This window comes from Agrobacterium deltaense RV3 (genome assembly GCF_900013505.1).
GTDB lineage: Bacteria > Pseudomonadota > Alphaproteobacteria > Rhizobiales > Rhizobiaceae > Agrobacterium > Agrobacterium leguminum.
The window spans coordinates 2,065,131-2,077,060 of the sequence record NZ_LT009745.1 but is presented as its reverse complement, the minus strand read 5'-3'; the positions used below and the strand labels follow the sequence as shown (position 1 = coordinate 2,077,060).

The window sequence follows — 11,930 nt, the reverse complement described above, 5'->3', positions numbered from 1 at the left end:
GCGATCAGGGCGACAGCGATCTGGATGCGCACGGCATTTTCTGACGTGCCGAGGAAAATGGCTGATCTTCAGCGTCTGCTTGACCCAGCGGAAGAACAGTTCGATCGCCCAACGGCGCTTGTAGAGATCGGCGATCTCGTGAGCCGGTGCATCGAGATCATTGGAGAATATGCGCAACACCTTTCCCGTCTCGGTCCTGATGGTGATCTCGCGGACCGGATCGCTGAACGGATTTTGCGGCTTTTGGCCTGGCGGGCCGGCAACAGGCCGATGCGGTCGGACAGGATGACACCGTCGCCGTCCACCGCCTGCTCATGGGTGACCGTCAGCGGCGTATGCGACTTGAACCGGGTGACGATCCGGCATCCGGCTTTGTCCAGCTTGGCCCACCAGCCGAAATCATAATAGCCAAGATCAAAGACATAGGTTGCGCCTGATGCGATCGGCATGGCCTTGGCAGCCGTGATGTCGTTGATATTGGCCGGCGTGACCGCCGCATAGATCGGTTGTTCGGCATCCGCATCGTAGACGATGTGGACCTTGACGCCGCAGGCTTGATGGGAAAACCGCGCCCACTGCGATCCGGCACCGGAGAGGCGAACCCCTGTCGCATCGATGAGGTAGGTTGCCTCGCCCACCGCCCGGCGCAGGCCGCGTCCCGCCATCGCCACCATCTGCGCAAACAGCCCGGCAAAGACAGGGCTCGGACGCAGACGATTGGCATCGGCAAGCGTCGAGCGCGACACCGGCTTTGCGCCGACATGATAGAGCCGTGCAGAGTGGCTCTCCAGGCCAAAGACGATCTCGCGCAGGCTCACCGAACCCGCCAACTGCCCATACAGGAGGGCGACGAACTGGCTTTTGGTCGACAGCCGGCGGACATGCTTGTCAGCCCCGTGTTCATCCACAAGCCGCTCAAACGCCGCCCAGGGAATACGCTTCAAAAGATCATGAAAGACGCTATTCTTGTGCCGCACGGTGTTGCTCCTCTTTCGTGTCCGAGATCGTCGCCAAACGCTCGAATACGAGTAGAATCAACACCGTGCGCCATGTCCACCAAATTTAAACCGGACAGCAGGGGACAAGCCCGAGGATGACGTCGAGAGTAGGTAGCGGCTGGCAGCGATCTGGTGACGATAGCGCTCCGGCCACGGTCTTTTCCCCTTAAGCAGCCCGCCCATATTCCGCCTGCCGCCGGCTGGCCGTGGCGAGCTGGAACTGCGCGAGCAACTCGTTGAGCGCCGCCGCTTCCGAGGCGAGGCCATGACTTGCTGCCGTCTGTTCCTCGACCATGGCGGCATTTTGCTGCGTGCCCTGATCGATGGTGTTGATGGCGGTGTTAATTTCCTGAAGACCTGTCGACTGTTCGCGCGATGCGGTGACGATCGCGTCGATATGGCGGTTGATCTCCTGCACTTCGCGGACGATGGTTTCCAGCGCCTTGCCGGCATTGCCGACAAGTTCAACGCCGGACTGCACCTGCGATGTCGAGGCGTTGATCAGCGTCTTGATCTCCTTTGCCGCATTGGCTGAGCGCTGGGCAAGCTCGCGCACTTCCTGGGCGACGACGGCAAAACCCTTGCCGGCCTCACCGGCGCGGGCAGCTTCAACACCGGCATTCAGAGCGAGCAGGTTGGTCTGGAAGGCGATTTCGTCGATCACGCCGATGATGTTGCTGATCTCGGACGATGATTTTTCGATGCCTTCCATGGCGCGCACGGCATCTTCCACAATGACGCCGGACTGTTCGGCATTGCCGCGGGCGCGGTCGACCAGACGGCCGACTTCTTCCGCACGGCGCGCGGAATCCTTGACCGTCGTGGTGATTTCCTCAAGAGCGGCCGCTGTTTCCTCGACGGAAGCCGCCTGCTGTTCGGTGCGTCGCGCCAGATCATCGGCCGACTGGCGGATTTCACCGGCACCCGCATCGATTGCGAGGGCGTTCTGGCCGACGGTGCTGAGGGCTGCGTTCAGCTTGGCGACGGAATTGTTGAAATCATCGCGCAGACGGTCGATGCGGGTCACGAAGGGCGTGTCGATGCGGTAATTGAGGTCGCCATCGGAAAGATGCGCCAGTCCCCGGGCAAGCGAATCGACCGCGAACTGGATGTCGGCGGCGTCCTTTGCCGCCAGTCTTTCACGCTCGTTGCGCTCCTGTTCGGAGAGCGTACGGTTCTGTTCGGCGTCGCCTTCAAGGCGCAGGCGCTCCATGGCGTTCGAACGGAACACGGCAACGGCTGCGGCCATGGAGCCGATCTGGTCGGTGCGCTCCTGACCGGGAATGGCGACATCGAGGTTGCCGGCGGCAAGGCCTTCCATGGCGGACGTCATCTGCGTGACGGGGCGGACGATGAAGCGGGAAAGGACGGTTGCGAGAAGTCCGATCATGATCGTCGCTGCGAGGATCGTGGCGATGGTTGCCGCGAGCCGGAACTGGCCGATTGCGCTGTAGGCAACATCGGAATCGACGACAAAGCCGAGATACCAGTCGACCGAGGGCAGGCCGGCGACCGGAATGAAGCTGGTGATCTTGCCCTTGCCGTCGATCTCGGTCTGGGAGATCGCGGAGGAAATCGCTGGCGTATTGACCTTGAAGAGATCGGCCATCGGCTTGTCGACGAATTTTGGGTCGGGATGGATGAGTATCTTGCCATCCTTGCTGACGAGGAATGCATATCCATCTGCGCCAGCATCCACCGACTTGATCATCTTCACCAGCGAGTCCAGCGAGAAGTCACTGCCTGTCACGCCAGCAAGCTTGCCATCGATGGAAACGGGTATGGCGGCGGTGATGATGAGGCCGCCGGTCGATGCATCATTGTAAGGTTCGGTCAGAACCGTCTTGCCGGCTTTCACCGCATCCAGATACCATGGGCGCTTGCGCGGATCATAACCCTCAGGCAGCGGCGTTTTCGGGAAGGTGGTGAAGCTGCCGGTGTCGGCATTGCCGAAATAGGTCGACATGAATTGTGCCGTCAGCACGTCGTTTTCCAGAAAATGCAGCTTTGCTTCGTTATCCGGAAGCTTGGCCAGCGTCTTTGCCACCGTTTCGGTCAGCATGATGCGGCCATTCAGCCAGTTGGCGATGCTTTGCGCCGCTTGTTTGCCGGATGAATCGATGTTTTCCGCCACCGCTTCCGTCGTGACGCGATGCTGAAGGCTGTCGATGTAAAAAGAGAAGCCGGCAAAGGCGGCGACGACAAGTGATGACGCAGCAACGAGAATGCGCGTCATGAGATTGGTTTTTTTAGGCAAGCTACACGTCCTTGAAACCGGGTGAATCCGTTCGGCTCATCTAGGGTAATGGTGGGGAGAGACATGCCTTAAAGGCGGGAATATTCTGCGTCATGCAGCTTTTGGTTTAGAAGAACTACGCAATATTCTAATAAGTAAATTGAAATGGTAAAATTCGGCTAAATTTGTCTTTTGTTATCAGGGTTCGCCGATGGGGGCCCCAGATTGCCGTTTTGCGTAAATTTTGATCATCGATCCGCAAAGGTTGCGTGCAGGAGGGGAATATTTTATTCATCACCGTGCTGCCGTTGCGCAATTCGCGGGCAATGGCCAAAGTTCAGGTGAATTACAATGTCTTCGTCGGTTGTTGCAGGAACCGTTCCTTCTGGATCGGGGTCGTGGTTTTCGCATTTCAAGGCTACGCTTGTGCTGGGAATTCCGCTTATCGGTGCACAGCTCGCGCAGCTTGGCATCCATACCACTGATATGGTCATCGTCGGCCAACTTGGCGCCGAAAAGCTGGCGGCCATGGTGCTGGCCGGACAGTTCTTTTTCGTCGTCTTCATTTTCGGCTCCGGCTTTTCCGTGGCCGTGGTGCCGATGGTAGCGCAGGCTTACGGGCAGGGTGATGCGACATCCGCGCGCCGCTCGCTGCGCATGGGCATGTGGGTGGCAATCGCCTATTGGCTGCTTGCATTGCCGATTTTCTTCAATGCCGAGCGCATTCTCATTTCTCTTGGGCAGAACCCCAATGTGGCGGCGCTGACCGGCCATTATCTCGCCATCGCGAAATTCGGCCTTTTGCCGGCGCTGCTATTTTACGTGCTGCGCGGGCTTGTCAGCGCCATCGGGCGGGCGGGCATCATTCTTTATGTCACCATCATCATGCTGGTGATGAACGGTGTGCTGGCCTATGCATTGGTGTTCGGCCATTTCGGATTGCCCGCCATGGGCATGAATGGTGCGGCCGTCGTTGCGGTCATCGTCAACGCCTTCAGCTTCATTTTCATTGTCGCCTATGTGCAGACGCGTGAGGAAACGAAGAAATACGAGCTGTTCGTGCGCTTCTGGCGGCCTGATTGGCACGCGCTTTTCGAAGTGCTGCGTCTTGGCCTGCCGATCAGCATCACCATTCTCGCCGAGGTGACCCTGTTTGCTGCCGCCTCGATCCTGATGGGGCAGATAGGCACGGTGCAGCTTGCCGCCCACGGCATTGCCCTGCAGCTCGCCTCCATTGCCTTCATGATTCCGCTTGGTCTTTCCCAGGCGGCGACGGTTCGTGTGGGCGTGGCGCGGGGGCAGGGGGATTTCAAGAACCTCATCCGTGCTTCTATCATGATTTACGCCATCGCCTGCGGCATCGCCATCTGCGGCGGCATCCTGTTTGCGGCGGTGCCGGAATTTCTGGCGAAGTGGTTCCTCGATCCCAAACTACCGGAAGCTGCGGAAGTGCTTGCCTATGCCAGCAGCCTCGTGGTGATTGCCGGCATCTTCCAGCTTGTCGATGGCATTCAGGCGGTCACAGCAGGCCTGCTGCGCGGGTTGAAGGATGCGCGCATTCCGGCGATGCTGGCGCTGATTTCCTATTGGCCAATTGGGCTGGCGCTTGCCTGGACCATGGCCTTTCCGCTCGGCTTTGGCGGGCGCGGCGTCTGGTTCGGCTTCGTGATCGGCCTTTCGACGGCGGCGGTTCTGCTCACCATCCGCTTCGTCCTTCTGGTGAAGCGTGAAATGCAAACGGCCCGCTGAAAAGCGGGCCGCATAATCTTTCCGGATTTTACGAGGTATCAGCGCTCGGCGAGCGCTGCCTCGCCCTTCTTTTCACGCAGCAGGTTAACGAAGCGGCGGAAGAGATAGTGGCTGTCCTGCGGGCCTGGCGATGCTTCCGGGTGATGCTGGACAGAGAAGACCGGCTTGCCGGTGATGCGCAGGCCGCAATTGGTGCCATCGAACAGCGAGATATGGGTCTCTTCCACGCCCTCGGGCAGCGACTTGGTATCCACCGCAAAGCCGTGGTTCATCGAGACGATTTCCACCTTGCCGGTCGTGAAGTCCTTGACCGGATGGTTCGCGCCGTGGTGGCCCTGATGCATCTTCTCCGTCTTTGCGCCAACGGCAAGGCCGAGCATCTGGTGACCGAGGCAGATGCCGAAGATCGGCAGCTCGCTCTTGATGAGGTTCTGGATAACCGGCACGGCATATTCGCCCGTCGCGGCCGGGTCTCCCGGACCGTTGGACAGGAACACGCCATCAGGCTTCAGCGCCAGAATGTCTTCGGCCGACGTTTGGGCCGGAACGACCGTGACCTTGCAATCCAGACCGGCAAAGAGGCGCAGGATGTTGCGCTTCACACCGAAATCCACGCAGACGACGTGATATTTCGCATCGGCTTCACCGAGCGTGCCGTAACCCTTGTTCCAGACCCAAGGCGTTTCCGTCCAGGTGGAGGACTGGCCGGAGGTGGCTTCGATGGCGAGGTCGAGGCCGACGAGGCCGCTCCATGCCTTGGCTTCCGCCTTCAGCGCTTCGATGTCGAAGACGCCGTTCGGGTCATGGGCGATCACCGCGTTCGGCGCGCCGTTTTCGCGGATCCATGCGGTGAGCGCGCGGGTGTCGATGCCGCAGAGGCCGATGACGCCACGGGCCTTCAGCCAGGCATCCAGATGCTTGACGGCGCGGAAGTTCGAGGGATCGGTGATATCGGCCTTGAAGATGACGCCGACCGCGCCGCGACGGGCGGCGGGCGTCAGGTCTTCGATGTCTTCCTCATTGGTGCCGACATTGCCGATATGCGGGAAGGTGAAGGTGACGATCTGGCCGAGATAGGAAGGATCGGTCAGGATTTCCTCGTAACCCGTCAGCGCCGTATTGAAGCAGACTTCGGCCTGAACCTTGCCGGTTGCGCCGATGCCCGTTCCTTCAATCACCGTGCCATCGGCAAGAACAAGCATTGCGGTCGGTTTGCGGGTAGTCCAGGGCGCTGTCTCGGTCATCTCGTTCCGTTTCTGCCGCTTCGCACCCCGCCTCTTGAAAGGCAGGGGGTAAGGGGCCATTTTTGTCGCAGGCTTCGTGACATAAAGGGGCGCGCGATAAAGCTCGCGTTCCGACCCTTCGTTAAAATCTCGTGCAGGTGCCGGAAAATAACGAAAGCAGCCCAAGCGGTCAACCGCAGGGCCAAGATTTACGTGGAATTAAACCACCGTATTTTCAAGGTCTTATGCATTTGATTTGCTTGAGCGTGTCTGCTCGTTTATGTCGTTTCGCAAAATGAGGTGGAAAGTTTCCGTATCGAGAAGCTGCGGAAAGCGCTTTCCCAAGGAGAAGAAAAATGATGCGCGACACGTTCGCAAACGCTTTGAAGGACGCATTGAAGGCTCGTGATGCACGCCGCACCTCGACCGTGCGCCTCATCCAGACCGCCATCAAAGATCGCGATATCGCCAATCGCGGCGTGGGAAAGGACCCCGTCAGCGATGAGGACATCATGCAGATCCTGACCAAGATGGTGAAGCAGCGGGAAGAATCCGCCAATATCTATGAAGGCGCCGGCCGCCCCGAGCTTGCCGCTCAGGAGCGCGAGGAAATCGTCATCATCAAGGAATTCATGCCGGAAGAAATCCCGGCCGAGAAGGTGCGCGAACTCTGCCAGGCCGTCATCACTGAGACCGGCGCGTCCGGCCTGCGCGACATGGGCAAGTGCATGAATGCGCTGAAGGAGCGCTACCCCGGCCAGATCGACTTCGCCAAGGCTTCCGGCGTCGTCAAGGATTTGCTGAAGTAAGTTCCGGCATCCTTAAAAAGTAAAGGCAGGGCAGATGTGGGCTGCCCTGCCTTTTTCTGTCGACGAAAGCGCATTCCGGCGGATCAAAATGCGGTCCTTCACAGGCTTTTTTCGGGGGACGTGCCTGCGGGCGTCGGCAGATTATACGGAGGTCAATTGCTGCCTTCGCTGATGTTTTTACATCGCCGCCGCGGCCGGCTCAAATTACAAAAACATAATTTTTGGTGATGCTGCGGTGCCATAAATTTGCCCGAAGCGGGCGCAATGGCGATGTGATTTCGCCGTCGTGGCCTGTGAATATCGGGTATTCCTGTTCTTTAAGTTTTGTGCTGGCCTCTTTCCGCGCTTATATGAAAGACTGGCCTCGAATAGGTAACCCATGCGCTTTTCCAACTCTTTCCTTGATGAGATACGCGACCGCGTGCACATCTCCGATGTGATCGGCCGACGTGTGTCCTGGGACAAGAAGAAGACCAATACGTCGCGCGGGGATTATTGGGCCTGCTGCCCGTTCCATGGTGAGAAAAGCCCGAGCTTCCACTGCGAGGACCGCAAGGGGCGGTATCATTGCTTCGGTTGCGGCGTTTCCGGCGATCACTTCCGCTTTCTGACCGAGCTTGAGGGCCTGAGTTTTCCGGAGGCCGTGCAGCAGATTGCCGATATGGCCGGCATTTCCATGCCGCAGCCCGATCCGCAGGCGGAAAAGCGCGAGCGCGAGCGCACTTCGCTTCAGGACGTCATGGAAATGGCGACGCTGTTCTTTCAGGACCAGTTGCAGACCGCTCTCGGTGCGCGGGCGCGGGCTTACCTGCGCGATCGCGGGTTGACCGGGCGCACCATCGAGACTTTCCGGCTGGGTTATGCGCCCGATAGCCGCAATGCGCTGAAAGAGCATCTGGCGAGCAAGGGCGTGACGAAGGAACAGATGGAGGCCTGCGGGCTGGTGGTGCATGAGAATGTGCCGGTCTCCTACGACCGCTTCCGCGACCGCATCATGTTCCCGATCCTGTCTTCGCGGGAAAAGGTGATCGCTTTCGGCGGCCGCGCCATGGCCGCGGATGCGGTGGCGAAATATCTGAACTCCAACGAAACAGAGCTCTTTCACAAGGGCAATGTTCTCTACAATTTCGCCCGCGCCCGGCGCGCCTCGCAGGCGGCCGGCGGTTCGGTCATCGCCGTCGAAGGTTATATGGATGTCATCGCGCTCTATCAGGCGGGTGTGGAAAATGCCGTCGCGCCGCTCGGCACGGCGCTGACCGAAAGCCAGCTCGATCTCCTCTGGAAAATGTCGCCGCAGCCGATCCTCTGCTTCGATGGCGATGGCGCTGGCATTCGCGCCGCCAACCGTGCGGCCGACCTTGCCTTGCCGCATATCAAGCCGGATCGTTCCGTCAGCTTCGCGCTTTTGCCCGATGGCAAGGATCCAGACGATCTCGTGCGGCTGGAGGGACGCGCGCCTTTCGACCGGGTGCTGTCTGAAGCCAAGCCGCTGGCCGCGATGATCTGGAGCCGCGAGACCTCCGGCGTCACTTTCGATACACCGGAAAAACGCGCGCAGCTTGAAAGCCGGTTGCGGCAGATCGTGGCCGTTATCGGCGACGAGACAGTGCGCCGTTTTTACCAGCAGGATATGCGCGACAGGCTGAACGGCTTTTTCCAGCCGCGTTTTCAGCAGGGCGGGGCTCAGAACGGCAATTTTCGCCGCAACGGCGCGCAGCCCGCGGGACGCGGCTTCCAGCGCAATGCGCCGGGGCGGGGCGGGGCGATGGCCGCGCCGGCCAGCAGCATTTCCGACCGGCTTGCGCAGTCTGGCCTTGTCAGGGGCTATCAGACAAAGCCTTCGCTCCGGGAAAGCGTTCTTGCCATCACCATCGTCAACCATCCCGAATTGCTGCTCGAGGAATATGACGAGATCGCCGCTATCGACTACGAAAACCGCGATTTGCAGCGCCTGTGGTCGACGGTGCTGACCTATGCGGCGGAAAGTGCGGCGGAGATTTCGCGGGCAGGGCTGATCGAGCGCCTGTCACAGCAGGGTTTCGAGGTGCTTTTGAAGGCCATGGACCAGCAGGTGCGCAATGCCCGCCTGTGGACGGCGACGGAGCAGGCGGCGATGGAGGATGCGCGCGAGGGTTATGTGCAGGCCCTTTCCCTGCATAAGAGGACGAAATCCCTGCTCTGGCAAAAAAAGGAACTGGAGCGGGAAATCGCCGAGGCGACGGATGACGAACGCGGTACATTGCTGGTGCGGGCGCTGGCCGAAGTGCAGCTGGAAATTGGCCGTATGGAAAATCAGGAGGCGATCATCGATGGTTTCGGGGTCATGTCCGGCCGGGTGAAGGGGCCGGCCGTCGGCCATGGCTGAGGGCGGTCCGCAGAATTGAAAGGTGTTTGGGGTTGCCTTTTGCGGCAGGCGTCCTAAATAGGGGATAGTCTGGTGATAATCCGCAAAATGCGGCTCTTTTTAAGAATTTCCTTGGCTGTCTCGCCCTCAAAGGCTTGACGGGGCGGGAAATAGCGGGAATCACCATTTCAGGAAAAGTAAGGTGGAATGAGCCTTGGCGGATAGAAATTGCATGAGCAAGCATTTCCGGGTGCACTGTCTTTGCATTCTGCCTGAGGCTGCCGTGGTTAATCGGCAATTAAAGATCACTCCGTTAGGTGTCTGACAGTGATTCGCGGCAATGCGCCGGATGCTCAAGGGGCGGACGGCGATGCTGCGGAACAGGTGTTAGCGTCAGGGAAAGCGACGAGATAGATGGCAACCAAAGTCAAAGAAAACGAAGAAGCAGAAAACGAACGCGACGGTGCGACGGACGGCCCGCTTCTCGACCTTTCGGATGACGCGGTCAAGAAAATGATCAAGGCCGCCAAGAAGCGCGGCTATGTGACGATGGACGAGCTGAATTCCGTCCTGCCGTCTGAAGAGGTGACCTCCGAGCAGATCGAGGACACGATGGCGATGCTGTCCGACATGGGCATCAACGTGATCGAGGACGAGGACGCCGAGGAAGCCGCCAGCAGCGACGACGACAGCGATTCCGATAGCGACGATTCCGAGGGCGGGGAACTTGCCCCTTCCGGCGGCACCGCGCTTGCGACCGCCAAGAAGAAAGAACCGACCGACCGTACCGACGACCCGGTGCGCATGTATCTGCGCGAAATGGGTTCCGTGGAGCTTCTGTCGCGCGAAGGCGAAATCGCCATCGCCAAGCGTATCGAGGCCGGCCGCGAAACGATGATTTCGGGCCTGTGCGAAAGCCCGCTGACGTTCCAGGCGCTGATCATCTGGCGCGACGAACTCAACGAAGGCACGACGCTGCTGCGCGAGATCATCGATCTCGAAACCACCTATTCCGGTCCGGAAGCCAAGGCGGCTCCCCAGTTCCAGAGCCCGGAAAAGATCGAAGCGGACCGCAAGGCCGCCGAAGAGAAGGAAAAGACCCGCAAGCTGCGTGCGCCGACCGGCGACGAGGATGTGACGGATGTGGGCGGCGATGGCCTTCCGCCGGAAGAGGAAGAAGAGGACGACGACGAGTCCAATCTTTCGCTTGCCGCGATGGAAGCCGAACTGCGTCCGCAGGTCATGGAAACGCTCGACACCATCGCTGACACCTACAAGAAGCTGCGCAAGCTTCAGGATCAGCAGGTTGAGGCGCGTCTGGCCTGCACCGGTACGCTCTCTTCCGGCCAGGAGCGCCGTTACAAGGAATTGAAGGATCAGCTGATCACGGCCGTCAAGTCGCTTTCGCTGAACCAGAACCGTATCGACAGCCTTGTCGAGCAGCTCTACGACATTTCCAAGCGTCTGATGCAGAATGAAGGCCGCCTGCTGCGCCTTGCCGAATCCTATGGCGTCAAGCGCGACAGCTTCCTTGAGCAGTATCACGGTGCGGAACTCGATCCGAACTGGATGAAGTCGATTGCCAATCTGGCCGCGCGCGGCTGGAAGGAATTCGCGCGCGAGGAAAGCAACACGATCCGGGAAATCCGTCAGGAGATCCAGAACCTCTCCACGGAAACCGGCATTTCCATCGCCGAATTCCGCCGCATCGTTTCGATGGTGCAGAAGGGCGAGCGCGAAGCGCGTATCGCCAAGAAGGAGATGGTCGAGGCCAACCTGCGTCTCGTGATCTCGATTGCGAAGAAATACACCAACCGTGGTCTGCAGTTCCTCGATCTCATTCAGGAAGGCAATATCGGCCTGATGAAGGCGGTCGACAAGTTCGAATACCGTCGCGGTTACAAGTTCTCGACCTATGCGACCTGGTGGATCAGGCAGGCAATCACCCGTTCGATTGCCGACCAGGCCCGCACGATCCGTATTCCGGTTCACATGATCGAGACGATCAACAAGATCGTTCGCACCTCGCGCCAGATGCTGCACGAGATCGGCCGCGAGCCGACCCCGGAAGAGCTGGCCGAGAAGCTGGCCATGCCGCTGGAAAAGGTGCGCAAGGTTCTGAAGATCGCCAAGGAGCCGATTTCGCTCGAAACCCCCGTGGGCGACGAAGAGGATTCGCATCTCGGTGACTTCATCGAGGACAAGAACGCGTTGCTGCCTATTGACGCCGCCATTCAGGCGAACCTGCGCGAGACGACCACCCGCGTATTGGCCTCGCTGACGCCGCGTGAAGAACGCGTTCTGCGCATGCGCTTCGGCATCGGCATGAACACGGACCATACGCTGGAAGAAGTCGGCCAGCAGTTCTCGGTCACGCGCGAACGTATCCGCCAGATCGAGGCGAAGGCGCTGCGCAAGCTGAAGCATCCGAGCCGCTCCAGAAAGCTGCGCAGCTTCCTCGACAGCTAAGCGTTCCGCTTCCTTTAAAATTGAACCCGGTCAGTCAGCGCTGGCCGGGTTTTTTGTTTCCCGCACTGGCGAACTCTGCGACAAGCCTTATGTGTGAAAACA

Annotated in this window: 6 protein-coding genes and 1 pseudogene; 4 read left to right on the top strand and 3 right to left on the bottom strand. The window is 59.5% G+C overall.

What is annotated here, in order from left to right:
• Positions 1-977, bottom strand: a pseudogene (locus AGR7B_RS10485) (IS4 family transposase); the annotation flags it as partial.
• 187 nt (positions 978-1,164) lie between these two features.
• Entirely contained in the window at positions 1,165-3,255 is a 2,091-nt protein-coding gene (mcpU, locus tag AGR7B_RS10480) for a methyl-accepting chemotaxis protein McpU (RefSeq protein ID WP_080856601.1), read from the bottom strand.
• A gap of 330 nt (positions 3,256-3,585) precedes the next feature.
• Here mcpU and AGR7B_RS10470 point away from each other — a divergent pair, with 330 nt between their 5' ends.
• Positions 3,586-4,983, top strand: a complete 1,398-nt coding sequence (locus tag AGR7B_RS10470) for an MATE family efflux transporter (protein WP_080856599.1) — start codon at positions 3,586-3,588, stop codon at positions 4,981-4,983.
• 38 nt (positions 4,984-5,021) lie between these two features.
• On the opposite strand, the gene carA is transcribed toward AGR7B_RS10470, so the two are convergent.
• On the bottom strand, positions 5,022-6,227 hold the full coding sequence (gene carA, locus AGR7B_RS10465; RefSeq protein ID WP_080856598.1) for a glutamine-hydrolyzing carbamoyl-phosphate synthase small subunit: 1,206 nt from the start codon (positions 6,225-6,227) through the stop codon (positions 5,022-5,024).
• A 335-nt stretch (positions 6,228-6,562) separates the two neighbouring features.
• Here carA and AGR7B_RS10460 point away from each other — a divergent pair, with 335 nt between their 5' ends.
• The 3 genes from AGR7B_RS10460 to rpoD all read left to right on the top strand — a co-directional run bounded on the left by AGR7B_RS10460 (position 6,563) and on the right by rpoD (position 11,828).
• Complete coding sequence (locus tag AGR7B_RS10460) at positions 6,563-7,015, top strand: GatB/YqeY domain-containing protein (protein WP_003522833.1); 453 nt, start codon at positions 6,563-6,565, stop codon at positions 7,013-7,015.
• Positions 7,016-7,394: 379 nt separating this feature from the next.
• Positions 7,395-9,380: a DNA primase gene (gene dnaG / locus AGR7B_RS10455; protein WP_078051817.1), complete on the top strand. Its 1,986-nt coding sequence runs from the start codon at positions 7,395-7,397 to the stop codon at positions 9,378-9,380.
• Between the two features lie 393 nt (positions 9,381-9,773).
• Entirely contained in the window at positions 9,774-11,828 is a 2,055-nt protein-coding gene (rpoD, locus tag AGR7B_RS10450; RefSeq protein ID WP_065655752.1) for an RNA polymerase sigma factor RpoD, read from the top strand.
• Positions 11,829-11,930 lie beyond the last annotated feature (102 nt).